Origin of the sequence: Henriciella sp. (genome assembly GCF_029936995.1) — a bacterium.
In the GTDB taxonomy this organism is placed as follows: Bacteria; Pseudomonadota; Alphaproteobacteria; order Caulobacterales; family Hyphomonadaceae; genus Henriciella.
On record NZ_JAPYRE010000003.1, the window covers coordinates 366,781 to 390,525 of the forward strand.

Annotated in this window: 27 protein-coding genes and 1 tRNA gene; 21 read left to right on the forward strand and 7 right to left on the reverse strand. The window is 54.8% G+C overall.

The window, feature by feature from the left end; translation table 11 throughout:
* Positions 1-19: 19 nt before the first annotated feature.
* Positions 20-376, forward strand: a complete 357-nt coding sequence (locus tag Q1K31_RS08960) for a HesB/IscA family protein (protein ID WP_367187550.1) — start codon at positions 20-22, stop codon at positions 374-376.
* 56 nt (positions 377-432) lie between these two features.
* On the opposite strand, the gene Q1K31_RS08965 is transcribed toward Q1K31_RS08960, so the two are convergent.
* The 4 genes from Q1K31_RS08965 to Q1K31_RS08980 all read right to left on the reverse strand — a co-directional run bounded on the left by Q1K31_RS08965 (position 433) and on the right by Q1K31_RS08980 (position 3,051).
* Positions 433-927 (reverse strand): hypothetical protein, encoded by a 495-nt coding sequence (locus Q1K31_RS08965; protein WP_300378908.1) that lies wholly within the window; start codon positions 925-927, stop codon positions 433-435.
* 71 nt (positions 928-998) lie between these two features.
* Positions 999-1,589, reverse strand: a complete 591-nt coding sequence (locus tag Q1K31_RS08970; RefSeq protein WP_300378909.1) for a hypothetical protein — start codon at positions 1,587-1,589, stop codon at positions 999-1,001.
* Positions 1,590-1,648: 59 nt separating this feature from the next.
* Positions 1,649-2,431, reverse strand: coding sequence for a 1-acyl-sn-glycerol-3-phosphate acyltransferase (locus Q1K31_RS08975; protein WP_300378910.1), 783 nt, complete (start codon positions 2,429-2,431; stop codon positions 1,649-1,651).
* Positions 2,432-2,457: 26 nt separating this feature from the next.
* A complete protein-coding gene (locus Q1K31_RS08980) occupies positions 2,458-3,051 on the reverse strand; it encodes a TetR/AcrR family transcriptional regulator (RefSeq protein WP_300378911.1) in 594 nt (197 codons plus the stop codon).
* Between the two features lie 182 nt (positions 3,052-3,233).
* Between Q1K31_RS08980 and yajC the strand changes: the two genes are divergently transcribed.
* The 3 genes from yajC to secF are packed head-to-tail and all read left to right on the forward strand — an operon-like array spanning position 3,234 to position 6,297.
* Entirely contained in the window at positions 3,234-3,623 is a 390-nt protein-coding gene (gene yajC / locus Q1K31_RS08985; RefSeq protein ID WP_300378912.1) for a preprotein translocase subunit YajC, read from the forward strand.
* Positions 3,624-3,642: 19 nt separating this feature from the next.
* Entirely contained in the window at positions 3,643-5,319 is a 1,677-nt protein-coding gene (secD, locus tag Q1K31_RS08990) for a protein translocase subunit SecD (protein WP_300378913.1), read from the forward strand.
* A 12-nt stretch (positions 5,320-5,331) separates the two neighbouring features.
* Entirely contained in the window at positions 5,332-6,297 is a 966-nt protein-coding gene (gene secF, locus Q1K31_RS08995; protein ID WP_300378914.1) for a protein translocase subunit SecF, read from the forward strand.
* Here secF and Q1K31_RS09000 read toward each other — a convergent pair whose 3' ends face one another.
* Positions 6,298-7,062, reverse strand: a complete 765-nt coding sequence (locus Q1K31_RS09000) for an NAD kinase (protein ID WP_300378915.1) — start codon at positions 7,060-7,062, stop codon at positions 6,298-6,300.
* 110 nt (positions 7,063-7,172) lie between these two features.
* Between Q1K31_RS09000 and Q1K31_RS09005 the strand changes: the two genes are divergently transcribed.
* The 11 genes from Q1K31_RS09005 (at position 7,173) to Q1K31_RS09055 (ending at position 17,881) form a co-directional block, all read left to right on the forward strand.
* A complete protein-coding gene (locus Q1K31_RS09005) occupies positions 7,173-7,949 on the forward strand; it encodes a class II aldolase/adducin family protein (protein WP_300378916.1) in 777 nt (258 codons plus the stop codon).
* Between the two features lie 113 nt (positions 7,950-8,062).
* Positions 8,063-9,280 carry a 5-aminolevulinate synthase gene (hemA, locus tag Q1K31_RS09010; RefSeq protein ID WP_300378917.1) on the forward strand — a complete coding sequence of 406 codons (1,218 nt, stop codon included), beginning with the start codon at positions 8,063-8,065 and terminating at the stop codon, positions 9,278-9,280.
* Between the two features lie 195 nt (positions 9,281-9,475).
* Positions 9,476-10,783, forward strand: coding sequence for a serine hydroxymethyltransferase (gene glyA / locus Q1K31_RS09015; RefSeq protein WP_300378918.1), 1,308 nt, complete (start codon positions 9,476-9,478; stop codon positions 10,781-10,783).
* 1 nt (position 10,784) lies between these two features.
* Positions 10,785-11,255 (forward strand): transcriptional regulator NrdR, encoded by a 471-nt coding sequence (gene nrdR, locus Q1K31_RS09020; RefSeq protein WP_300378919.1) that lies wholly within the window; start codon positions 10,785-10,787, stop codon positions 11,253-11,255.
* Positions 11,252-11,911, forward strand: a complete 660-nt coding sequence (locus Q1K31_RS09025) for a RibD family protein (protein ID WP_300378920.1) — start codon at positions 11,252-11,254, stop codon at positions 11,909-11,911. Before nrdR ends, Q1K31_RS09025 begins: the two co-directional genes overlap by 4 nt.
* Positions 11,912-11,992: 81 nt before the next feature.
* On the forward strand, positions 11,993-12,622 hold the full coding sequence (locus tag Q1K31_RS09030; RefSeq protein ID WP_300378921.1) for a riboflavin synthase: 630 nt from the start codon (positions 11,993-11,995) through the stop codon (positions 12,620-12,622).
* Positions 12,619-13,746, forward strand: a complete 1,128-nt coding sequence (ribB, locus tag Q1K31_RS09035; protein WP_300378922.1) for a 3,4-dihydroxy-2-butanone-4-phosphate synthase — start codon at positions 12,619-12,621, stop codon at positions 13,744-13,746. The genes Q1K31_RS09030 and ribB overlap by 4 nt, the downstream gene beginning before the upstream one ends.
* Entirely contained in the window at positions 13,747-14,175 is a 429-nt protein-coding gene (gene ribH, locus Q1K31_RS09040) for a 6,7-dimethyl-8-ribityllumazine synthase (protein WP_300378923.1), read from the forward strand.
* Entirely contained in the window at positions 14,133-14,648 is a 516-nt protein-coding gene (gene nusB / locus Q1K31_RS09045; RefSeq protein ID WP_300378924.1) for a transcription antitermination factor NusB, read from the forward strand. The genes ribH and nusB overlap by 43 nt, the downstream gene beginning before the upstream one ends.
* A gap of 8 nt (positions 14,649-14,656) precedes the next feature.
* On the forward strand, positions 14,657-15,592 hold the full coding sequence (gene thiL / locus Q1K31_RS09050; RefSeq protein ID WP_300378925.1) for a thiamine-phosphate kinase: 936 nt from the start codon (positions 14,657-14,659) through the stop codon (positions 15,590-15,592).
* A gap of 138 nt (positions 15,593-15,730) precedes the next feature.
* Entirely contained in the window at positions 15,731-17,881 is a 2,151-nt protein-coding gene (locus tag Q1K31_RS09055) for a sodium-translocating pyrophosphatase (protein ID WP_300378926.1), read from the forward strand.
* Between the two features lie 81 nt (positions 17,882-17,962).
* Here Q1K31_RS09055 and Q1K31_RS09060 read toward each other — a convergent pair whose 3' ends face one another.
* Positions 17,963-18,442 carry an outer membrane protein assembly factor BamE gene (locus Q1K31_RS09060; RefSeq protein ID WP_300378927.1) on the reverse strand — a complete coding sequence of 160 codons (480 nt, stop codon included), beginning with the start codon at positions 18,440-18,442 and terminating at the stop codon, positions 17,963-17,965.
* Positions 18,443-18,512: 70 nt separating this feature from the next.
* Between Q1K31_RS09060 and Q1K31_RS09065 the strand changes: the two genes are divergently transcribed.
* The 6 genes from Q1K31_RS09065 to Q1K31_RS09090 all read left to right on the forward strand — a co-directional run bounded on the left by Q1K31_RS09065 (position 18,513) and on the right by Q1K31_RS09090 (position 22,124).
* Positions 18,513-19,049: a ubiquinol-cytochrome C chaperone family protein gene (locus Q1K31_RS09065; protein ID WP_300378928.1), complete on the forward strand. Its 537-nt coding sequence runs from the start codon at positions 18,513-18,515 to the stop codon at positions 19,047-19,049.
* Between the two features lie 116 nt (positions 19,050-19,165).
* On the forward strand, positions 19,166-20,173 hold the full coding sequence (gene plsX / locus Q1K31_RS09070; RefSeq protein ID WP_300379038.1) for a phosphate acyltransferase PlsX: 1,008 nt from the start codon (positions 19,166-19,168) through the stop codon (positions 20,171-20,173).
* The gene (locus tag Q1K31_RS09075) at positions 20,173-21,141 is read left to right on the forward strand and encodes a beta-ketoacyl-ACP synthase III (protein ID WP_300378929.1); all 969 of its coding nucleotides are present in this window, start codon (positions 20,173-20,175) and stop codon (positions 21,139-21,141) included. The genes plsX and Q1K31_RS09075 overlap by 1 nt, the downstream gene beginning before the upstream one ends.
* A 50-nt stretch (positions 21,142-21,191) precedes the next feature.
* The gene (locus Q1K31_RS09080) at positions 21,192-21,488 is read left to right on the forward strand and encodes an integration host factor subunit alpha (protein ID WP_300378930.1); all 297 of its coding nucleotides are present in this window, start codon (positions 21,192-21,194) and stop codon (positions 21,486-21,488) included.
* Positions 21,489-21,502: 14 nt separating this feature from the next.
* Positions 21,503-21,994, forward strand: a complete 492-nt coding sequence (locus Q1K31_RS09085) for a MerR family transcriptional regulator (RefSeq protein WP_300378931.1) — start codon at positions 21,503-21,505, stop codon at positions 21,992-21,994.
* 53 nt (positions 21,995-22,047) lie between these two features.
* Positions 22,048-22,124: transfer RNA gene (locus tag Q1K31_RS09090), tRNA-Pro, on the forward strand.
* Between the two features lie 32 nt (positions 22,125-22,156).
* Here Q1K31_RS09090 and glpK read toward each other — a convergent pair.
* On the reverse strand, positions 22,157-23,659 hold the full coding sequence (gene glpK, locus Q1K31_RS09095) for a glycerol kinase GlpK (RefSeq protein WP_300378932.1): 1,503 nt from the start codon (positions 23,657-23,659) through the stop codon (positions 22,157-22,159).
* Positions 23,660-23,745: the final 86 nt, after the last annotated feature.

The window sequence follows — 23,745 nt, forward strand, 5'->3', positions numbered from 1 at the left end:
GCATTCACATCTCTACGCTATGGCAAGACGACCCAAACCAAAACTCGTAAGCTTGACTGATGCTGCTGCCGAGCGCGTCCGTGAAATCATGGACGAGAAAGGGGCAGGCTATCTTCGTGTCGGCGTCACCAATGGTGGATGCGCCGGTATGGAATATGTAATGGATTACGTTTCCGAACCTGAAGCACTAGACGAGATTGTCGAAGACAACGGCGTAAAAATTGTCGTTGATTCGAAAGCTATCCTTTTCCTTCTTGGGTCGGTCGTCGACTTCGAGACAACTGACCTTCACGAGAAATTCGTTTTCCGAAACCCGAACCAGACTGATGCGTGTGGTTGTGGTGAAAGCGTTACGATCATGCCTGCTGAGGCGTAGGACACAATCAGAAAGCCGCCTCTTAAATGGAGGCGGCTTGTCCCAATTCGCTCGACTTAACCGGCTCTCGGAGGCTGGCAGGTCGAGGAAAAAGCGTGGAAGACGTCATCGACTGCTGGCAACACGAGCGATATATCTCCTTCACGCGGAACTCTCACAATAACTTCCTGCCCAAGTATGCTGGCATTATAGATTTTCGCCGCATCAGCGTGAGCCTTGGTGTGCAGCGTATCAACAGCGGGAATCAGGGACCAGGTTGTTGCGCCTTCATCGACTCCCTCGCGAATGATTGAGACTTCAACGGTACGGCGATAAGGGGCATTGGCCTTCATCTTCTTGATGAAGTCGCCTTTCTTGTAAGAGATCAGCACAGAAAGCTGCCCATCCTTGTCGCAGGATAGAAGGGTGGCAACACCTTCGTTCTCCTGCGTATAAATCGCACGAGGTGTCTCGGGTGAGTGATTGATGTAAGGTTGCCAGCTAGCCGCGAAGGCAGGCATTGCAAGCATGGATGCTATGGCAGCAGCCACAGGAAGTTTATTCTTGGTCATTTCGTCCTCAGTCGCTGTGCCCTGCCTGAGAACATATTGTTTAGCATAAAGTATTTATTGAATAAAGATAATTATCGCTTGCCCTCCGCCTTCTGGCTTTCTTTTTTGACACTGTCAGCGATATCATCGGCCACTGGACATACTTCGAGGAACTTGGCTGCTTCAGCATCAAGGGACGGCAGGTTGTAGGTGACGTCAAAATAACCGAATGACTTGATCCGGATCGGATTGTCACGGAGCAGGGCACGCATTGCCGCTGCAGCCTGTTGTGAGCGGGTATTACTGACGACTTTATCTCTCCGGCGAACCAGATAGTCGTCGAGCTCATGGCGCTTATCATTTGCCCAAAGACGGACGGGGATGGAGCGCATACGTCGAGACTGCCCACCTCTTAAAACTTCCATGAAGTCGACACCCTTAAAGCTGTACACGATGTTGAGGCCATGCCTGGTACTGCAAGAGAACATCAGTCCGGGGCGCGTCTGGTCGACCGTATTCAGAGTGTGCATCAAGTACTTGTACTCTTTCGGCGACGAGCCGGTTACCTTGATGTGGCGCTCCCATGTATCCGTCTGCCAGCCTTCAGCAACAGCAGGCGAGTTTATGCTGACTGCTGCGATGAATGACGCTGTGACGATGACTGTATTTTTGGCGTTTCTCATTCGCCCCTCCAATCCAGCCTCTTATTGGAGCTCAGCGGAGAGTAAATTTCAACCTTGATTTAATTGCTTTGCAAAGGCTCGGGAATGGCTGTTGCGCCTTTCACGGGATCAGGAAGAAGGACAGTTGGATTGTTGGCCGTTGTGCCGGTCTCTCGAGAGAGTATTGCAGTTTGCTCTTCTATGCAGTTTGCGAGCTGCTCCATAAAGGCTTTTTTGGGTTTTCCGGGTTCGATTGCCGGCAGGAACTCGATCACGGCGGTGCCAGGCTTTTTTGCAAGTTCCTGCTGCTGCCAGTAACAGCCAAGATTCGTCGCAACCGGTATGACGGGAACATCCATTGCCTTTTGCATGTGCCAGACTCCTGGCTTGTAGCGGAAGTGATAGCCGGGCGGTGCGAGATGTCCTTCTGGATATATGAGTACGCGTCGTCCCTGCGACTTGGCACGTGACATGCCTTCTGTGAGTGATTGCGCCTTGCGCTCTCCACCGCCGCATGTGTCGATTACAATTGCCCCGAGCTTTTTCAGAATGCCGCCGACGAAAGGGAATCGCTCAAGATGGTCGCCGGTTACAAAAGCAAGATTGTCTATTTCGGGATAGATCAGGAAGCCATCGCCCCAACTCTGGTGCTTGGCCGCCAGAATGTATGGCCCATCCGGGAGGTTTTGGTGTCCCCTGATCTCGCAACGGATTCCAGCGAATAGCCTGAGTGCTCCCCGGATTGATCTTGTATACGACTTGATCATGAAGGCTGTCGCCCCCCGTCCTGGCAGCACCAGGGTTGGTAGGGTGAGGATCACATAAACAAACGACAGCGCGTAGTATACGCCTGTAAAAAGCAAGCCTCTGAACATGAGAACGTCTTTCGTTACTTCTGATACAGAATTGCCATGATGGCTTGGGTGAAACTCTCTACATGGTCTGAGAAGGGACCAGGAATCCTGTTGTAGATCTTGGCATGAGCTGTCTGCATCACGACGCCAAGACACATGGACGTGACCAGTGCGGGGTTGGCGGCAGGTATGTCACCGCTCTCCATGATCGCAGAAATGACATTTTCTATTCGCGTCATTGGATCATCTTCCCGACGCTCGTCATGGGGAAGAAACCGGTCAAGAGATACAAGGTGGAAGGAGAAAAGCAGCCAGTCTTCGTCCGCCAGTGCGCAATAGGCTGTCACGGCACGTCGTATCCGTTCTTCTGCCGTCCCTGAAGCGGCCAGAGCTTGACTGACCATCTCCCCCATACGGTTATGGATCTCCATGAAGAGCGTGAGCGCGAGTTGCTCTTTACCTTTGTAGTGGCGGTACAATGCGCCTTCAGAGACACCTGCGCGCGTCGCTATCTCCCGTGTCGTTGCGGTTTCAAAGCCGGAATCGACGAACAGGCTGAGGGCAGCTCGTTCGATTCTGGGTTTTGCGTTTGTTTTGCGGGCTCTTTGACCGCTGTCAGTTTTGTTCATTTTGCTGCCTCCACAAAAAGGGGTAGCACTTGCCGCCAAGTTTTGCAAGTAAGCGCTTACTTACTTTATCGTCACAACGTATGCGACGACTTATGTGCAATCGCGCATTGATTGACCTTGTTTGCGTAGTATGCCCTCCACAGATATACGCACGAGCCTGTAGCTCCGGGGAGAGACCAAACATGAATTCCAGACTGGCAGCCGCTTCTATTATCGCCATGACCAGCGCACCAATCGCCGCAGCCCAAGAAGGTGGGGCCGGCAGCGCCAGTGGCGCTATCTGGCAACAGCTTATCTTCTTTATTCCGCTGATCCTGATCTTCTACTTTCTGCTGATCCGTCCGGCCAATCAGCGCCAGAAAAAACACAAGACCATGATCGAAGGTATCGTGCGTGGCGATACGGTGATTACTTCGGGCGGTCTTATCGGCAAGGTTGTTAAGGTGTCCGAGCAGGAAATCAGCGTTGATCTTGCAGACAGTGTTCGCGTTCGTGTTGTCAAAGGCATGATTGCTGATGTCCGCAGCAAGAACGAGCCTGCGCCTGCCGCCAATGACGCCAAGACATCCTGATTAGGCGGGAGCTTCCGCAATGCTGAATTTTCCGTCCTGGAAGGTTATCCTTATTTGCCTGGTGCTGCTGTGGGGTGGTTTGCTTGCTCTTCCCAACGCTTTCAGCGACGGTTTCCTTGGAAAGAAACCGATGGATACCGGGGCAACCGATCCTGAATCCGTTGCCCAGTATGAGCAGCAGATGCAGGCGGCCGAGAACTCCTGGTGGCCTGCCTTTCTGCCGACCAGCAAGGTCAATCTCGGTCTTGACCTACAAGGCGGTGTTTACCTGCTGACCGAAATTGAACCGCAGGAAGTCGCTACGAACCGGCTGGAAACACTACAGGCAGATATCGTTCAGTCGCTAAACAGATCCCCGATCATATATCGCCAGCAGCTGGAGCAGGAAGGCACCCGGCTTCCAATTCGCCTGAACGAAGCTGGCGACATGGACGAAGCGTTGAAACGCTTGCGCCGACTTAATCCTACTGTTGGCGCGATGGGTAATCAGAAGATACTTTCCATAGACCGCGCCGGTGACCAGCTGATCAATGTCAGCGTTTCAGACGATGCCATGGATGCACTCGCAGCCGACGCCCAGGAGAAAATGATTGAGATCATTCGACGCCGTCTCGACCCCGACGGTGTGAGCGAGATCGCAATTACGCCGCAGGGCGAAACCCGCATCGTCATCGAGGCGCCGGGCGAAGCGGATCCGCGCCGTATCAAGGACATTCTCAGCCAGGCTGGCCGTATGACTTTCAATATGGCCAAACAGGACGCTTCGTCTGTTCGCGCTGCACAAGCCACGCGGCCCCAGCCCGGATGGGAGTTGCTTGAAGATCAGGATGGCTTCCCACTTTTGGTTAATCGTACGCCCGTCGTCACAGGCAGCGACATTGCCACAGCCAACCAGGGGCGCGACCCGGACGATAATTCTCCGGCAGTAGACTTCCGTCTTTCCGGCTCTGGGGCTGAACGGTTCGGGCGCACGACGGCCAACAATCCGGGCGAGCTATTTGCCATTGTGCTGGATGGCACCGTCATGTCTGCACCGAGGATCAACGAGCCGATCTGGGGGGGGAGCGTTCAGATCACTGGCGACTTTACGCTGACTGAAGCTCAGGACCTGGCCGCTATTATTGAAGCGGGTGAACTTCCTGCGAAACTCAATTTTATCGAAGAACGTACGGTCGGTCCCGGCCTTGGTGCGGACTCCATCCGTGCAGGTACACGGGCAAGTATGATCGGCCTGGCGCTCGTTGCAGTATTCATGGTCATTGCGTACGGCTTGATCGGAGGCTTTGCCGTTGGCTCACTTGTTGCCAACATTGTTCTTATCCTTGGAGCGCTTTCAGGGCTCGGGGCAACCCTGACACTGCCGGGTATAGCCGGTATTATCCTCACGATCGGTATGGCAGTGGATGCCAATGTCATTGTCTTCGAGCGTATTCGTGAGGAGCAGCGTTCTGGCAGATCACCTGCCACGGCTGTTATTGCAGGGTATGAGCGTGCACTTGCAACAATTCTGGATGCTAACATTACGACGTTCATTGCAGCAGCCATTCTCTACATGCTGGGCTCGGGGCCTGTGAAAGGCTTCGCTGTGACACTGGCCATCGGTATCGTGACCTCGGTGTTTACAGCATTCGTCATCACCCGCTGGTTCACCGCGATCTGGCTGAAGACCGTGAAGCCTCGCCGGCTGGCAATCTGAGGAGACGACAAGATGCTTTTGCAATACTGGCCTCAGAAGACGAACGTAAAGTTCATGTCCTTCCGGTTTCCGGCGATTGTGTTTTCCATGATCGTCATCGCGTGCTCTTTTGCGCTGATCTTTACGAAGGGGCTGAATTTCGGGATCGACTTTGCCGGTGGTTCGGTCATCGAGATTGAACAGCCCGAAGGCGTGAATGAACAGGATGTGCGTCAGGTCGTGGGGGACCTTGGACTCGGTGACGTACAGGTAAATGCGGCCCGCGGAACCGGCGTTGAAGGGATTGAGGTCATCGTCATCCGTTTCGCGACACAGGATCCCGAAAGCGGTGACCGTGAAGCAGCCCAGCAGACCGCTAACAATGAGGTTCGAGCTGCGCTCGAGGAAGCCTTTCCAGGCGTAAATATACGAAGCAGTGCGGCCGTAGGTCCGAAAGTTTCAAGCGAGCTTCTGCAAAGCGGGCTGACGGCACTTGGCGTCGCGCTAGCGCTGATGATGCTGTACATTTCTGTTCGCTTTCAGTGGCAGTATGCACTTGGAGCGGTTGGTGCGCTTTTCCACGATGTGGTCATCACGATGGGAATGTTCGCGTTCACGCAGTTTGAGTTTAACCTGTCGACGATTGCAGCACTGCTGACTATCGTCGGTTACTCAATGAACGATACCGTCATCGTGTTTGACCGGATTCGCGAAGAGGCAAGGAAATACAAGAAGTTGCAGCTTTCGCAGGTGATCAATCTTGCCGTAAACCAGACACTTTCGCGGACCTTGCTGACGTCTGGTACAACTCTTCTGGCTCTCTTCAGCATTTACCTGTTTGGCGGGACAGTGCTGAGCGGAATGAGTTTCGCCCTGATCTTTGGTGTCATCATAGGTACCTATTCCTCAGTCTTTATTGCTTCCGCGATCGTGCTGCTGCTCGGGATCGATCGGGGAGACAAGCCAAAGCGTGAAGTGGTTGGCTTCCAGGGCGTCTGATCAGAAAGCGAACTGTTCGCGCAGAATGCGTTCATCCAGGGCGTGCCCAGGATCAAATAGCATGGTCAGGGGCTTGGATCGGTCTTCCATGACCCTGACATGGGCGATGTCCCGGACTTCCTGATTGTCAGCGGCAGCCGATACGGGGCGTCGATTCGGCTCAACGATTTCAAACTCCACTTTGGCGTCGTGGCGCAGTAGTGCGCCGCGCCAACGTCTCGGCCTGAAGGAGCTGACTGGCGTCAGCGCCATGAGGTTGGCGCCAATTGGCAGAATAGGGCCATGCGCAGACAGGTTATAAGCCGTCGAGCCCGCTGGCGTGGCCACCATGATGCCATCACACGTCAGCTCATTCATACGCTCGCGCTCATCGACGCGAATCCGCAGCTTCGTGCTCTGGGCTGTCTGCCTGAAGAGGGATACTTCATTGATGGCAAGCCGCTCAAAATGTTCTCCATGAACGTCGGTGGCGACCATTCTCAAGGGCAGCAGAGTAGCTTTCGAGGCTTTGTCGATTCTTTCGAACAGATCATCTTCCTCGAAATCATTCATGAGGAAGCCCACGGTGCCGCGGTTCATGCCGTAGACGGGTTTGTGGTCGTCAAAGCGACGGCGCATCGCATCCAGCATCGCGCCGTCTCCACCAAGGGCAACGACGACTTCAGCTTCAGCTTCAGGGCATTGGCCATAACGTTTAGTCAGGCGTTCCAGAGCTTCCTGCGCCTCGGGACGGCGTGATGCCGTGAATGCAATCTGTATCTTCATCGCGCCCATTTCGTCGCCGCGCCGTCAAGGGTCAAGCATTGAGTTTGTGAACACTAGTGTCAGGTGTCACAATTCATGTATGATGGGATGAAGACATAAAGGAGGAACAAATGCCCGATGATATGAAGGCTCTGGACGTTAAAAACGCTGTTTCAGCTGAAGAGTGGCAGGCACGCGTTGATTGCGCCATGCTGTACCGGCTCGTCGCCCTGCATGGATGGGACGACATGATTTTTACGCACATTTCCCATCGTGTGCCGGGCCCGGAGCATCATTTTCTCATCAATCCGTATGGGATGTTCTTCGAGGAAATTACGGCATCATCACTGGTGAAAGTCGATCTCGACGGTAATATCGTCATGGACACACCTCATTTCATCAATCCGGCGGGGTTCACAATCCACTCGGCTATCCATGCCAATCGGGACGATGCGAATGTTGTGATACATGTGCATACCGATCAGGGCGTGGCAGTTTCAGCTCAGAAGGAAGGTCTGTTGCCGATAACGCAGACGGCCATGATTGTTCGTGAGGACCTTGCCTATCACGATTATGAAGGGATTGCGCTCGATCTTGATGAGCGGGAACGTCTAGTGGCCGACCTTGGCCCAGAAAAGTCCTCAATGATGCTGCGCAATCACGGGACGCTCACATGCGGCCCCACTGCAGCCATGGCCTTCACGAAGATGTTCTTCCTGGAACGGGCCTGCAAGATGCAAGTGCTCGCCCTTTCTGGCGGCCGGGAAAATGTACTGGAGGCGGGTCGCGATATTCAGGAGAAAGTCGCCGGGCAAGGCTCGGGAGGCATGGAAACTCTGACCGAAAAGCTTATCTGGCCGGGGCTTAAGCGCAAACTGGACCGTAACATGCCGGGGTATGACAGCTGACCAGACCCGGTGCGACATTTGGGGCGTACGGACAATCACCTATGGATACTTCATGTAGGCTTTGCCATATACGCCCCAATTGAATTGCAACTGAATGCGGGGAAGCAAGCCGTATGAAACATTTACAGGCATTCGAGGACGCCCTGTCAGCGATACGCGACGAGGGACGTTACCGGGTATTTGTTGACCTGCAGCGTCATCGCGGCAACTTCCCCAAGGCGACGGCGCGATTCGAGGATGGCGAGCGGGAAATCACTGTCTGGTGCTCAAATGACTATCTGGGCATGGGGCAGGACGAAGATGTTCTCTCCGCCATGCACGATGCGATCGACAGTTTCGGGGCCGGCTCCGGTGGGACGCGTAACATCTCAGGGACCACCCGCTATCATGTCGACCTCGAGCGTGAACTGGCCGAGCTCCATGGCAAGACGGGCGCGCTTCTTTTTACGTCAGGTTATGTCGCCAATGAGGCGACACTTTCCACCCTGGGCAAGATTTTACCTGGCCTGATCATCTATTCGGATGAACTGAACCATGCATCCATGATCGAGGGGATTCGCAGGTCTGGGGCTGACCGTCGTATTTTCAGGCATAACGATACTGAACACCTGCGTGCCCTGATTGAGAACGACGACCCCGAGCGACCTAAACTCATCGCCTTTGAGAGTGTTTACTCCATGGATGGTGATATCGGCCCGATCAAAAAGATCTGTGACATCGCCGATGAGTTTGATGCGCTTACCTACCTCGATGAAGTCCATGCCGTTGGCATGTATGGCGACGAAGGTGCCGGAGTCGCCCAGCGTGATAGCTTGATGGACCGTGTCGATATTATCGAGGGGACCCTTGGTAAGGCATATGGCGTCATGGGCGGTTACATTGCCGCTCACGAGACGATGGTGGATGCCATCCGCTCAATGGCGTCCGGCTTTATTTTTACCACATCAACCTGTCCTGTGATGGCAGCGGGCGCGCTGCGCAGTATCCAGAAACTGCGCAGCGATGAAGGCCGCGATTTACGGGCCGATCATCAGGCGAAAGCTTCCCTTCTTAAAGACAAGTTTCGCGCCGCCGGCCTCCCGGTCATGGATAGCGTGACACATATCGTTCCGCTGCTCGTCGGAGACCCTGAGAAATGCAAGGCGCTTTCAGATACGCTTCTGTTTGACTTTGGCATCTATGTGCAGCCGATCAACTATCCCACCGTGCCGCGTGGAACAGAGCGTCTGCGCTTCACGCCAGGCCCTGTTCATGACGAGGCGATGATGGACGAGCTTATCTCATCAATTCTTGCTGTCTGGAAGCAGCTAGGCCTTGAAGAGGCCGCTTGAGTGCTCCCAGTTGTCAGCTGATAGAAGTCACAATCGATAGTCAGTCTCTTTTTGCCTGCATGGCAGGTTTTCAGGATCTAGCTTTTGCGCGCTGCTGACAGAGGCAGCGTGCATGGCTTTTGTTCGTCCGTTCACCTTGCCGACAGGCTGGCAGACACGTAAAGACGCACCTGAGTTGTTAGGAGATAGTTGCCCATGCCAGATACATTCCCCGCCACGCAATTCGAAGCCAGCCGGTTTTTCACGGCGACGCTTGAGGAGAGCGATCCCGCGGTGGCGGATGCGATCCGGAAAGAACAGCATCGCCAACAAAGTGAAATCGAGCTGATTGCATCGGAGAATATTGTTTCACAGGCTGTGCTAGATGCGCAGGGCTCAATTCTTACAAACAAGTATGCCGAAGGCTATCCACGCAAGCGCTATTATGGCGGCTGCCAGTTTGTGGATATTGCTGAGGAACTGGCCATTGAGCGTGCCAAAGAGCTGTTCGATTGCGAGTTCGCAAATGTGCAGCCGAATTCTGGCAGCCAGGCTAACCAGGCTGTGTTTCAGGCACTAATCAAGCCAGGCGACACCATTCTTGGCATGAGCCTCGATGCTGGGGGGCACCTGACGCACGGGGCAAAGCCGAACCAGTCCGGTAAGTGGTTCAACGCGATCCAGTACGGTGTGCGCAAGGACGATCATCTGATCGATTTCGACCAGGTTCGCGATCTTGCCAAAGCGCACAAGCCAAAGCTGATAATCGCAGGCGGATCTGCATATCCGCGCCAGATCGACTTCAAGAAATTCCGGGAAATTGCCGATGAGGTGGGAGCCTGGTTCTTGGTGGACATGGCGCACTTTGCGGGGCTCGTCGCCGGTCAGGCGCACCCCAATCCGCTTGATTACTGCGATGTTGCGACAACCACCACGCACAAGACCCTCCGTGGCCCCCGTGGCGGCATGGTTCTGACCAATGACGAAACAATCGCGAAAAAGGTCAATTCAGCGGTGTTCCCCGGGCTTCAGGGCGGTCCGCTTATGCACGTTATCGCAGGCAAGGCTGTAGCATTTGGCGAAGCGCTGACGCCGGCGTTCAGGACTTACGCGGATGATGTCGTGAAGAATGCGCGCGCAATGGCGGGTGCCGCCAAGGAATGCGGGCTGGACCTGGTGTCCGGCGGAACCGATACGCATGTCGCCCTGATTGACCTTCGCCCGAAGAGCGTCACGGGCAAGGATGCTGAGGCGGCACTGGGACGGGCCTTCATCACTTGTAACAAGAACGGCGTTCCGTTCGACCCAGAGAAGCCGATGATCACAAGCGGCATTCGCGTCGGTTCGCCAGCGGGTACGACCCGCGGGTTCGGCGAGGAAGAATTCCGCCAGATCGGGCGCTGGATCGGCCAGGTCGTGGATGCCGTCGCACAGGGGGATTCCGAGGGCGTTGAAGCCCGCGTCCGCCAGGAAGTGCAAGACTTGACTAAAAAGTTCCAGATTTACGACGGGTTGGGGGCATAAGTTGAAGTGTCCATTCTGCACGGCAGATAATACGGCGGTTAAGGATTCCCGTCCCGCCGAGGACAATGTGGCAGTGCGCCGCCGCAGGGCCTGTGAGGTCTGCGGCGGTCGCTTTACGACGTTTGAACGTGTTCAGCTTCGTGAGATCATAGTCGTCAAGCGCGATGGTAAACGTGATCTCTTTGACCGGGACAAAGTCGCCAAATCGGTTACGATTGCACTGCGTAAGCGCGCCGTCGGAGATGAAAATGTCGAGAGGCTCGTTTCCGGTGTTGTCCGCAAACTTGAAAGCAGTGGGGAAACCGAAGTCACGTCAGAGGAGGTTGGCGATCTTGTCATGGAGTCATTGAAGACGGTCGATCCGGTTGGATATGTCCGGTACGCAAGTGTCTATAAAGACTTCAAGGATCCGAGTGATTTCGCGCGCTTCATAGAAACATCGGCGCTGGAGAAGGGAAATCTGGAAGATTGACCCAGCGCGCGTCGGTTACACTGAAGATTGCAACTTCACTCGACGGGCGTATTGCTCTCTCCAATGGTGTAAGCCAGTGGATTACCGGCGAAAAATCCCGTGAACGCGTCCACGAGATGCGTGCACAACATGACGCGGTTCTCGTAGGGGTTGGCACTGTGCTTGCCGATGATCCGCTGCTCACGGCAAGAACAGTTCCGCTGCCCTCTGTGCAACCGACGCGCATCGTCGCTGACAGCCGTCTGCGAACACCAAGTGACAGTCGCCTCTGTCAGTCAGTCGGGGCAGGGCGTGTCGTCCTGGCTCATGCAGGCACTACGCCTGAGAGGCAGCAACAATACGACAACAGCATTGAATTCTGGAATGCAGGTAACGCGTCAGGCCGGGTATCTCCTGTTGAGCTTCTCCGGCGCGCTCGCGCCGAATCCATGAACAGCATATTCCTGGAGGGCGGCGGACAACTGGCTGCCGGATTCATCAACGAACAGATGATTGACCGTATTGAATGGTTTCGCGCCCCTATAATCCTGGGAGGTGACGGGATACCAGCCATTGGTGGGCTGGGGCTTGAAGTTATAGCGCATGCCGGGCGCTGGTCTCTGGAACAGAGCGAGCGGATTGGGGAAGATATCCTGGAAACCTGGGTGATCGGATAACAGGAAATAGCCGTCATTGACTTTGCGTGACTGATTGGCGCGACAAATACGCGTCTCTATATCAGGGGCAGGAGGTTACACATGTTTACAGGCCTGATAACTGACATCGGGAAGATACAATCTGTCGAAGACGCGAAAGGGTTACGCCGATTTCGCGTACAGGCGAGTTATGATCCTGCCGAGATAGAAACAGGGGACTCCGTCATGCATTCAGGGGTCTGTCTCACAGTCGTCGATTATGGTTCATGGGAAGGTGGCTGCTGGATGGATGTCGAGGCTGTTCCCGAAACACTCTCGAGGTCCACGCTCGGCGACCTCGTTGTCGGAGCACAAGTGAACCTGGAGCAGTCACTTTGTCTTGGAGACAAGCTTGGCGGACATTTTGTTTTTGGCCACGTCGATGGCCTCGGCGAGGTCGTCGCAATAAGGGATGAGGGCGATAGCCACAGGGTAACCGTCCGTCCGCCTGAAGATATTGCACGCTATTTCGCGACCAAGGGCTCGGCAGCTATTGATGGTGTCTCCCTTACAGTTGCGCTCGCGCACGATAATGGCGACTTCGATGTCGCGATTATTCCACATACCTGGAACGTGACAACGCTTGGCCAATTACAGGTCGGCAGCAAGGTCAATCTTGAGGTCGACATGCTTGCACGGTACGTGGGCCGCATGATCGGCACCGATATGCCGCAGCCTGAGGTGACCGAATGAGCGATGACATCCACGCAGCTATTTCATCCATAGACGAGATTATCGAAGATGCCCGCAATGGGCGCATGTTCATTCTCGTCGATGCTGAAGATCGCGAGAACGAAGGCGATCTTGTCATACCGGCTAGTTTCGCGACACCTGAAGCTGTGAATTTCATGGCTATGTACGGTCGTGGTCTCATATGCCTGTCCATGACGCGTGAGCGCGCCAAAACGCTCAATCTGGATATGATGGCTCGTGACAACCGAGAGAGCATGCAGACAGCCTTCACGGTGTCTATCGAAGCCAAGGATGGTGTAACGACAGGTATATCCGCGGCCGACAGAGCCAAAACGGTGTCGGTGGCGATCGACCCGACCAAGGACTCCAATGATATCGTTTCGCCGGGCCATGTGTTCCCGCTTGTTGCACGTGATGGGGGAACTCTCGTGCGTGCTGGCCATACCGAGGCTGCCGTAGACATATCGCGACTGGCCGGGCTTTTCCCTGCTGGTGTCATCTGCGAAATCATGAACGATGACGGGACAATGGCTCGCCTGCCGGAGCTTATCTCATTTGCGCAACTTCATGGCCTCAAGATTGGCACGATCGCTGATCTTATTGCCTGGAGGCGCAAGAATGACCGTTATCTAGAACGCCGTGTCGAGGCGCCGCTTGAGAGCCAGTACGGCTCTGGCTTCAAGACAGTGGTTTTCCGGAATTCACTGGATAACTCCGAACACATTGCGATTGTACACGGAAAGATCGACCCTGCTGAAACCGTGCTGGTTCGCGTACATCGCACTGATGTACTCGCTGACATACTTGGAGAGAAGGGGCCTCGCGCCAATCTGGTGGAGCGGGCCATGAACATTATCTCCGAAGCCCAGCAGGCTGGTGTCATTGTATTCGTCAACACCATGCAGCCGAACTCTCTGGCCTCTCGCCTTGGTCTTAAAACGAATGAGGCTGAAGACACGCATCTTCCTCTTCGTGAGTACGGTGTAGGCGCGCAGATACTCAGGGAGCTTGGCGTGCGGCGCATGACTTACCTGTCTGATACACAGCCAACCCGCGTTGCAGGCCTGGAGGGATACGGCCTGAGCATTGAGGGATGGCAGCCTTTAAGCAAGGAAAAGAACTGAATGGCCCATCGAATACTGATTGCAACATCACGCTATTACGAACACATCTCAGCAGAACTTGAAGCTGGCGTAATGGAGGCTCTGGAAGGCGAGGATGTCGTCACCGAGGTGGTTGAGGTTCCCGGAGCATTCGAGGTGCCTGGCATTATAGCAATGGCGGCCGATAGCGCACTCTATGATGGTTATATTGCGCTTGGGTGTGTTATTCGCGGTGAGACAAGCCATTATGACTATGTGTGCGGTGAGAGTGCGCGCGGACTGATGTCACTTGCTGTCGATCGGCGTCTTGCAATTGGTTACGGCATACTGACGGTCGAGAATGAGGCCCAGGCGATGGCACGAGCTGACCGCAAGCAGAAGAATAAGGGACGTGATGCGGCAATCGCATGTCTCGAGATGCTGAAACTACGGAAGAAATTCGTCCGATGATTGAAAGCCAGAAGCTGCCATTTGATGTCGTACGTGCGCGCCGCGCGGGTGCCCGGCTGGCTGCAGTACAGGCCCTGTATAAAATGGAGCAGACGGGTGAAAGCGCCAAGGCTGTAATACGGGAATTCATGGAAGATCGGCTCGGATTTGGGCCGGATGAAGAGCCCATTGAAGAGGCGGACCCTGACCTTTTCAAGTCGGTTGTCAGGGCCGTGGTTGAGCATCAGACCCAGATTGACACCGTTCTGCTGGCAAGACTTTCCAAGGGCTGGAAGCTTTCCCGGCTTGATGCCACGACGCGTGCCATTCTGCGTGGCGCTGCTGCCGAGATGATCGAGCATCAGGAGCTGTCCAATGCCGTTATCCTCGATGAATACGTCTCGCTGGCGCATGATTTCTTTGAAACCACTGAAGCCAGTTTCGTAAACGCTGTCCTGGACAATGTTGCCAAGGATCTCAGAAAAGGCAGCTAGTGACGGCCATGGCCGAGTTCGACTGGATCGATAAGTATCTAAGTCCTATCGCGACCAGTCCCGACGCCATGGGGTTGCGCGATGATGTAGCTCGCCTCTCAGGCGGTGAAACTGGAGCTACCAAAATCGTTACGATGGATACGCTTGTAGAAGCCATCCATTTCTTGCCCGATGACCCTTTGTACAAGGTGGGTCAGAAGCTCGCGCGAGTAAATATTTCGGATGTCATATGCAAAGGTGCTTTGCCCCGTCAGGCACTGCTGTCAGTGGCCATGCCCGCCTCCTTCACAGAAGAGAATTTCGAATCGCTTTGCGCAGGATTAGGACGTGACCTTGAAGTCTGGGACATAGACCTCCTCGGTGGTGATCTCGTTACAACGAACGGCCCGCTTGTGCTCACACTTGCCGTGACGGCGGAATGTCTTGGGGCAGGCCCGATCAAGCGCAGCGGGGCAAAGCCTGGGGATATCGTATATGTCTCTGGCGTTGTCGGTGCAGGAAAAGCTGGTCTGGATGATGCGCGCACGAGAGTGGAAAGTTCAGCAGCCCGGCATTACCGTGTGCCCTCGATCCCGGGAAAGGGCATTGCCGACATGGTGTCGCGATTTGCGAATGCTTCTATCGATATCTCGGATGGCCTGATTGCCGAAGCCAGACATATAGGCAAGGCAAGCAAAGTCAGCCTTGAAATCGATCTGAATACCGTGCCGTGGTTCGAAACCGTCTATTCTCTGGAGCGCGCCCTGGAACTTGCGACGGGGGGTGACGACTATCAGACCATGATGACCATACCAGCCAGTCTGGAAGAGGCGTTTTCAGAATCTCTGAAACGGCATGGGCTCAGTATGAGCCGAATCGGCAAAGTGGTTGAAGGTCAGGATGTCCGGGTTTTCTGGAACGGTGAAAACGTCCTTCTTTCGCGCGAAGCCGGTTACCAGCACTGATTTTCCCAACATCAAGACCTGAAAACGCGAAGCTGCTTGCCTCAGACGATACCTTTTGGCAGTCATCAAGTCATTAGCAAACGAGCTTGATCCGTAATTTCGAAAGCGGAATCGGCCAAATGGGAGGAAGGGCAAAGAATGACCCTATGGTTTTGGATTGCACTCGTCGCCGGTCTGGCGGCTGTAGTGTACGGCTGGATACAGTCGAATTCGATCATGAAGGCGGACGCCGGCACTGATCGCATGAAGGAGATCGCCGCGGCGATCCAGGAAGGCGCTAATGCCTATCTCAACCGGCAATATACCACGATCGGCATAGTTGGTGCCGGTGTTGTGGTGTTGCTGTTCATCGCGTTCAGAAGCTGGGAAGTTCCGCTTGGTTTTGTCATCGGCGCCGTTCTTTCGGGGGCGGCTGGGTTTATTGGCATGAAAGTGTCCGTGCAGGCGAACGTCCGGACGACCCAGGCGGCCAGCCAAAGCCTCGCAGGTGGTCTTTCCATGGCCTTCAAGTCGGGTGTCGTTACGGGCTTGCTCGTTGTCGGACTCGCCCTGATTGGTGTTGTTGCTTATTACGGCATTCTAACGGGCCTTGTCGGATACGCGCCGGATGCGCGTGCTGTCGTTGATGGTCTTGTCGCTCTCGGTTTCGGGGCTTCTCTCATTTCGATCTTTGCCCGTCTCGGCGGCGGTATCTTTACCAAGGGTGCCGACGTTGGTGGCGATATGGTCGGAAAGGTCGAAGCCGGTATTCCTGAGGATGATCCGCGAAACGCCGCAACGATTGCTGACAATGTTGGCGATAATGTTGGCGACTGTGCCGGTATGGCGGCCGACCTCTTCGAAACCTACGCTGTAACGATTGTTGCGACCATGGTTCTGGGCGCAATCTATTTCAGCGGTCTCGGCTATCTCGGGGCGATCATGATCCTGCCGCTGGCGATCTGTGCAGTCTGCATACTCTCGTCAATTGCCGGAAGCTGGTTCGTCCGTCTTGGCAAGGGCTCAACAAACATCATGGGGGCGCTCTACAAGGGGCTCATAGCCACAGGCGTTTTCTCCGTGATTGGTCTGGCTATAGCGGTGAACTTTGCACTGCCGAATGGCTTTGGCCTTCTCGAGGGCGCTGGCGAGCGTCTTGGCAGCGTCAGTGAAGTTACAGGGCTCGACCTGTTTTTCTGTGGTGTTGCCGGTCTTGGCGTTACAGCATTGATTGTTGTCATTACCGAGTATTACACCGGTACGGGATACCGGCCTGTCCGCTCGGTGGCGAAGTCGTCTGAATCCGGTCACGGCACGAATGTGATCCAGGGTTTGGCTGTTTCTCTTGAATCGACTGCACTGCCAGCGATCACGATCATTGCAGGCATTCTCGTCACATTCAATTTTGCAGGACTTTACGGCATCGCCATCGCGACAACGACAATGCTTGCCCTTGCAGGCATGATCGTCGCCCTCGACGCATTTGGTCCGGTCACTGACAATGCCGGCGGCATCGCCGAGATGTCTGAATTGCCGGGTGAAGTGCGTGACACAACAGATGCGCTCGATGCGGTCGGCAATACAACCAAGGCTGTAACGAAAGGCTACGCCATTGGCTCGGCCGGTTTGGGCGCACTCGTGCTTTTCGCCGCATACAATGAGGACTTGCAATACTTCAGTGAAAATGCGGAAGCTGGAAGCTTCTTTGCCAATGTTGGTGCTGTGAACTTCTCCATCGCCAACCCATACGTTGTTGTTGGCCTGTTGTTTGGCGGCCTGTTGCCCTTCCTGTTTGGCGGCATGTCGATGATGGCTGTTGGTCGAGCTGCCCAGTCTGTTGTCGAGGAAGTTCGCCGTCAGTTCCGTGAAATGCCAGGCATCATGAAAGGTGAGGTCAAGCCGGACTACAGCAAGGCTGTCGACCTCCTGACAAAGGCGGCAATCCGCGAAATGGTCGTGCCTTCCATGCTTCCAGTGCTATCGCCAATTGTGCTGCTGCTTATCATCTGGCCGATTGGCGGAATCGCATCAGCTCTGGCGGCTGTCGGTGCCATGCTTCTTGGTGTGATCGTGACCGGTCTGTTCGTTGCCATTTCGATGACGTCTGGCGGTGGCGCCTGGGATAATGCCAAGAAGTATATTGAGGATGGCAATCATGGCGGTAAGGGCTCAGAAGCCCACAAAGCGGCCGTGACCGGTGACACAGTTGGTGATCCTTACAAGGACACTGCTGGTCCGGCGGTCAACCCGATGATCAAGATCACGAACATCGTTGCCCTGCTCATGCTGGCCGTTCTCGCACATATGTAAGAACAGTAAGTGTTCGCCAAAACAAAGCCCCGGCCAGACTGGTCGGGGCTTTTTTGTGCGGATCAGTTCGCTGGCTAAAAATCAGCGGCGCCCGGTCGGGTTGCCTGGGGTGCGTTCGTTCGTCGAGGGCAGGGCAACCTGTCCGACTGTGCCAAAGATCTGCTCCCAGAGACCAAGTTCACGACCGCGCGTGGGTGTCTCGCGCGAAGCATAATTAATGACGCGCCCGTCATCCTGATTATACTTCAGGACTTCCTCAACTACGTCTTCATCGCTGAAACGTATCGCTGTGACGGTGCGCGAGGCAATTTTCGGGCGAAAGAACGCGAAGCGCTCCTGAATAGTCGTAATGTAGATCCAGGTATTTTCGTCGAATACGCTTTCAGTGCTCGGTGAGCCAAGCTGAGCCAGCACACTTGAACGGGTGTCTACACCGGGGCTGACGGCACTTGGCTGAACTTCATCCGGTGCGTAGCCATGATAGGCCTGAACCGAAGATACACATCCGGAGACCGCCACGCAGGCGAGTGCCAAGCTTGCAGCTATGAATGGTTTCTTCATGCGGGTATCCTTCCTCTTGTGTCTCGATTACAGGCCTGATGCCACGATTGGCAAGTTACGGAGAGCAGATTTGGCTTGGCTGAAGCGTATTCTATTTCCTGAGCGCCATGAGCGTACAAAAGCTGCACGTAAGATCTTTAGCGCGATCGTGGCGCAGTCACGCCAGCCGCAGCTTTATGCTGAGGTGGGGCTACCAGATACCCTGGAGGGACGTTTTCACGCTATTGCCCTCTATGCAGCACTTGTATTCCCGAGGCTTGAAAGCGCGGGCGCGACTGGGAAAAATATTTCGCACGAACTTAACAGGTACATATTCGACTCATTTGATTCTGCCCTTCGCGAAACCGGGGTGGGCGATGCCTCAATTGCCAGAAAAGTCCGCAAGATGGGCGAAACCTTCGCTGGTATCGGTAATGCCGTACAAGTGGCACTCCGTGAGGATGATCCCGTATCAGCCATATCGAATGTGCTGGAGCGAAACGCGATCACAGATTCACACGGGTCTACTCAGCTTTCCAAAGCCCTGATCGTGGATGCAGCCGTTTTATCGGGTGTTGCCGACGATGACCTGCTGGCAGGAGAAACAGGGTGGCAAGCACATGGATAAAGCGCAGTCCACCAGCCCTTCACGAGTTGCGAACAGGGCACCGTGGGCATAGTGTCCGGCTATCCAAGGGCGGATAAGAGTAGCAGATGTCCCCGATATCTTTATCAATTGATGCAATGGGTGGCGATGCTGGCCCCGAAGTCGTGGTCGAGGGCCTTGGGCTTTTCTGCAAACAGCGTGCAGATGTCGACTTCATACTGCATGGTCAGCCCGAGCGCATCGAGCCGTTGCTGAGGCAACACAAACTTTCTCACAGATGCACCATCATCGATCACCCTGATGTTGTGAGCATGAGCGCTAAACCCTCATCAGCCTTGCGAAAGGCAAGGGGTACGAGCATGTGGGGCATGATCGAATCAGTGAAACAGGGCGATGCCGTAGCTGGCGTTTCCGCTGGTAATACCGGTGCCTTGATGGCGATGTCGATGCTGGCCCTGCGCAAGATGCCAGGTGTTCATCGGCCTGCCATGACGGCTCTGTGGCCGACACTCGAGGGACGTTCCGTTGTTCTTGATGTCGGGGCCAACCTGGATGCCGATGCAGACCAGCTGGTTGAATTTGCCGTCATGGGCGAGGCTTATGCACGGGCCGTGTTCGGGATTGAGCGCCCAACAGTCGGTCTTCTCAATATTGGGGCCGAAGATGAAAAAGGGCCAGACGCCATCAAGTTTGCCGGCGAGATCATGCGCACCCGGGATACCGGCATAGATTTTTACGGCTATGTTGAGGGTAACGACATTTCCATGGGCGTCGTGGATGTCGTCGTTACGGATGGTTTCACTGGAAATGTAGCTTTGAAGACTGCTGAGGGCACAGCCCGTCTGGTCTCCCGCTACGTCCGTGAAGCCCTGACATCCAGCCTACTGTCAAAAGCCGGGGCCGCGCTTGCCTCTTCAGGTATCCGTGACTTGCGCACAAAGCTGAATCCATCGAGCGTTAATGGCGGTGTGCTGCTTGGTCTCAACGGTGTTGTTGTCAAAAGCCATGGTGGTGCCGATGCAGAAGGCTACGCAACAGCTGTAAAACTCGCGGCAGATCTCGCAAACAGCCACTATATGGAAGAGGTATCTGCTGGTTTGAAACGTGTATCCCGACTGGGGATAACCCCGGAAACGGTTGAGTAATGAACACCACGAAGAGCTTTATCAGAGGAACAGGCGCGTATCTCCCGCAGCGTGTTCTAAGCAATGACGATCTGGCCCAGATGGTCGACACATCGGATCAGTGGATCCGTGATCGCACCGGTATTCAGCAACGCCATATAGCGGCCGAAGGCGAGCTTACATCGGACCTGGCAGTCGCTTCGGCCAAGGAGGCGCTGAAAAACTCAGGGCTTGTCCCTGCCGATGTCGACCTCATCGTCCTCGCGACAACAACGCCAGATCAGACATTCCCTGCGACGGCAACCGCCGTCCAATCAAAGCTGGGCATAACTGGCGGCGCAGCTTTTGATGTCCAGGCGGTCTGTTCCGGGTTTCTTTTCGCGCTTGCAACTGCCGATTCCATGCTGAGGCAGGGGCTTTTCTCGACGGCGCTGGTAATCGGTGCAGAGACATTCACCCGTATTTTGGATTGGTCGGACCGCTCCACATGCGTGCTATTCGGCGATGGGAGTGGCGCTGCCGTTCTACAAGCAGCTCCCGGGGCCGAGAATGAGGGCGTGATTGCGCACCATATCCGCACAGATGGCGCAAAAAGTGACCTGCTTTATGTTGATGGCGGTGTATCGTCTACCGGCACAATCGGGCATGTGCGGATGCAGGGAAACCAGGTTTTCCGTCATGCAGTCACGAACATCTCCAGCGCGATCGAAACCGTACTGGAGCAAACGGGGTACACGATTGCCGACGTAGACTGGTTTGTACCTCATCAAGCCAACCAGAGAATCCTGAGCGGAGTTGCGAAACGCCTGGGACTGGATGACGAGAAAGTCGTCTCCACGGTTTCGCATCACGGCAATACTTCAGCCGCATCGATTCCTCTCGCCTTGCATACCGCAATAAGTGATGGAAGGATAAAGAAGGGCGATCTCGTCCTGAGCGAAGCAATGGGAGGTGGCTTCTCCTGGGGTGCCTCTCTCTTCAGGCTGTAATTCTTTCATTAAGAAATCAGCCATATCTGTTAACCAGAGGAGCTGATAACGTGACTTCCAAGACGATCACCCGAGTAGAGCTTGCAGATGCCATCGTGCGTGAAGTCGGGCTGACGCGGCAGGAGTCGGGAGAAATTCTCGACCGGATGCTCGATCTTGTCGGCAAGAGCCTGGAACATGAGAGCGAGGTAAAGCTCTCCCGTTTCGGTAATTTCGTCGTCAGAAAGAAGTCTGCCAGATCTGGCCGTAATCCAAAGACCGGCGTCGAGGCCAAGATTTCTGCCAGGCGTGTGGTTACGTTCAAGCCTTCGCCAATGTTGAAGAAAACCGTCGAAGAGAACGACTAACCAGGAGATATCTCATGGCAGCTGCCGCCAAGCGTGTTCGGAAATCTGCGGAGGCCTATCGCTCAATAGGTGAAGCTGCGAATGAACTGGGGCTGCAGCCACATGTCCTGAGATATTGGGAGCGCAAGTTCACCAAACACCTAAAGCCACTGAAACGCCCGGATGGCCGGCGTATGTTCAGGCCAGAGGATTTGCTGGTGCTTAAGGCCATTCAGCTACTGGTCCATAATAGGGGCCTGACGCTCAAAGGTGCGCAGAAGCTGATTAGTGAGCAAGGAGTCGAGAGGATACTTAACGGGCAGGCCACCCTTACATGCGATCATCGTCAGGAAGCTTCGCAAAGTCCCGCCAAAGATCTGCAAAACAGCATTCGCACAGCGTTTGAGAGCACCCCTGAGCAGACAGTGGATGATAAGGCTTCACGTAATCGGCTTGAAACAGCGCTGGCAGACCTTGTGGATATAAAAGCCCGTCTCGATCGTCTCCGTCATGACAAGGCTGCGTGACGCAGTAAGGGTGATTGCAATCCCATAGTTGCGCATTTAAAGGACACCCGTGTCGGAGCGTAGCGCAGCCCGGTAGCGCACTTGTCTGGGGGACAAGGGGTCGTGGGTTCGAATCCCGCCGCTCCGACCATTTCATAGTAATAAGGAAGGACTCTGGGCCTTTCAGTCGAGTGAGGCACGGAAGAGGGTGGTCTGAACGGCTTTCTCCCAACCGGAGAGATTCTTATTGCGATCTCGTTCGGACATTTGAGAACCAAACGTTCTGTCAGCTTGCCAGAGAGTCTCCAGGGTCTCCACACTCTCGTAAACGCCGGCCTGCAACCCCGCCAGGAAGGCAGCACCCCTGGCCGTGCTTTCAATCGTGTCCGGCCTGTCGATTGGCGTGTTCACGGTGTCGGCCAGGAATTGCAGGAACCAGTCATTACTGACCATACCGCCGTCGACACGAATACGACCTGTTTCGAGCCCGTCGGATTTCAATGCTGTCAAAAGATCATGGGTCTGGTAGGCGACAGACTCCAGGGCTGCCCGGACCATAACTTTCCGGTCAGAATCCCGTGTCAGACCAAACACAGCGCCTCGAGCCGCCGGGTCCCAATGAGGCGCTCCCAGCCCCGTGAAGGCTGGTACCAGGTATACACCTGTATTATCTTTCATCCCGCCCGCGAGGGGCGCGATCTCGTTTACGTGCTCGATCAGTCCCAATTCGTCTCGCAGCCATTGCGAAACAGCGCCAGCAATAAAGATAGAGCCCTCAATCGCATACTGAGGTTCACTACCAGTACGGCATGCGACGGTGGATAGCAGGCCATTCGTTGAATAGATCAGCTCTTCACCGGTACTTGCCAGCAGGAAGCAGCCCGTCCCGTAAGTACTTTTAATCATCCCGGCATGCCAGCAGGCCTGACCGAATGCTGCAGCCTGCTGGTCTCCTGAAACACCAAGAATAGGAAGCGCGCGGCCGAACAATTCAGGCGATGTATGGCCAAACGCTGAAGCGCTCGGCTGAACCTCGGGGAGAACACTATCAGGCACACCGAGCAACTCCAGTATTTCTGTGTCCCACACACCTTCAACTATGTTGTACATCATTGTACGGCTTGCATTAGTCTCGTCCGTGACATGCACAGAACCGCCTGTAAGCCGGTTGATAAGAAACGTGTCCACTGTCCCGAAAGCTAACTGTCCCGAATCTGCCAGCCTCTGCGCTTCGGGAACGTTCCTGAGAATCCAGCGCAATTTCGTGCCTGAGAAATACGGGTCTATGGTCAGGCCGGTGCGATGGTTGATCTTTTCTTCAAGGTTGCGCGCTTGCAACTCGGCACAAAGATCGGCGGTACGTCGATCCTGCCAGACAATGGCTGGCGCAACAGTGCGACCCGTCCCACGTTCCCAGCAAAGCGTGGTCTCACGTTGATTGGTAATGCCAATGCAAACAACCTCACCAGCGCCGCCGCTTTCAGCTTCTTTCATGGCTTTCTGAGCGGACTTCAGGGTCGTGGACCAGATTTCTTCAGGGTCATGCTCCACCCAACCAGGGTTGGGGTAGTGTTGCTGAAATTCCTGCTGGGCGGACGTAACCGTACGTCCTTGCGAATCGAAAATCAGGGCGCGACTCGATGTCGTGCCCTGATCAATCGCCATGATTAGGGGTTCTTTGCTCATGTCAGCAACCTAAACACTCAAGACGCCAACGACCAGATAGATCAAATTTTCTCTTTCTGGCTTCGTTGATGTTTAGTCTTTCCAAG

Bases quoted from the DNA above. Each gene is read 5' to 3' on its own strand.
- secD (WP_300378913.1), top strand. From the start codon at position 3,643: ATGCTGAATTTTCCGTCCTGGAAGGTTATCCTTATTTGCCTGGTGCTG.
- Q1K31_RS08960 (WP_367187550.1), top strand. From the start codon at position 20: ATGGCAAGACGACCCAAACCAAAACTCGTAAGCTTGACTGATGCTGCT.
- ribH (WP_300378923.1), top strand. From the start codon at position 13,747: ATGGCCCATCGAATACTGATTGCAACATCACGCTATTACGAACACATC.
- Q1K31_RS09075 (WP_300378929.1), top strand. From the start codon at position 20,173: ATGAACACCACGAAGAGCTTTATCAGAGGAACAGGCGCGTATCTCCCG.
- Q1K31_RS09005 (WP_300378916.1), top strand. From the start codon at position 7,173: ATGCCCGATGATATGAAGGCTCTGGACGTTAAAAACGCTGTTTCAGCT.
- glpK (WP_300378932.1), bottom strand. From the start codon at position 23,659: ATGAGCAAAGAACCCCTAATCATGGCGATTGATCAGGGCACGACATCG.
- plsX (WP_300379038.1), top strand. From the start codon at position 19,166: ATGGGTGGCGATGCTGGCCCCGAAGTCGTGGTCGAGGGCCTTGGGCTT.
- Q1K31_RS08965 (WP_300378908.1), bottom strand. From the start codon at position 927: ATGACCAAGAATAAACTTCCTGTGGCTGCTGCCATAGCATCCATGCTT.
- Q1K31_RS09060 (WP_300378927.1), bottom strand. From the start codon at position 18,442: ATGAAGAAACCATTCATAGCTGCAAGCTTGGCACTCGCCTGCGTGGCG.
- thiL (WP_300378925.1), top strand. From the start codon at position 14,657: ATGGCCGAGTTCGACTGGATCGATAAGTATCTAAGTCCTATCGCGACC.
- Q1K31_RS09030 (WP_300378921.1), top strand. From the start codon at position 11,993: ATGTTTACAGGCCTGATAACTGACATCGGGAAGATACAATCTGTCGAA.
- Q1K31_RS08970 (WP_300378909.1), bottom strand. From the start codon at position 1,589: ATGAGAAACGCCAAAAATACAGTCATCGTCACAGCGTCATTCATCGCA.
- Q1K31_RS08980 (WP_300378911.1), bottom strand. From the start codon at position 3,051: ATGAACAAAACTGACAGCGGTCAAAGAGCCCGCAAAACAAACGCAAAA.
- ribB (WP_300378922.1), top strand. From the start codon at position 12,619: ATGAGCGATGACATCCACGCAGCTATTTCATCCATAGACGAGATTATC.
- secF (WP_300378914.1), top strand. From the start codon at position 5,332: ATGCTTTTGCAATACTGGCCTCAGAAGACGAACGTAAAGTTCATGTCC.
- hemA (WP_300378917.1), top strand. From the start codon at position 8,063: ATGAAACATTTACAGGCATTCGAGGACGCCCTGTCAGCGATACGCGAC.
- glyA (WP_300378918.1), top strand. From the start codon at position 9,476: ATGCCAGATACATTCCCCGCCACGCAATTCGAAGCCAGCCGGTTTTTC.
- Q1K31_RS09085 (WP_300378931.1), top strand. From the start codon at position 21,503: ATGGCAGCTGCCGCCAAGCGTGTTCGGAAATCTGCGGAGGCCTATCGC.
- nusB (WP_300378924.1), top strand. From the start codon at position 14,133: ATGTCTCGAGATGCTGAAACTACGGAAGAAATTCGTCCGATGATTGAA.
- Q1K31_RS09000 (WP_300378915.1), bottom strand. From the start codon at position 7,062: ATGAAGATACAGATTGCATTCACGGCATCACGCCGTCCCGAGGCGCAG.
- yajC (WP_300378912.1), top strand. From the start codon at position 3,234: ATGAATTCCAGACTGGCAGCCGCTTCTATTATCGCCATGACCAGCGCA.
- Q1K31_RS09055 (WP_300378926.1), top strand. From the start codon at position 15,731: ATGACCCTATGGTTTTGGATTGCACTCGTCGCCGGTCTGGCGGCTGTA.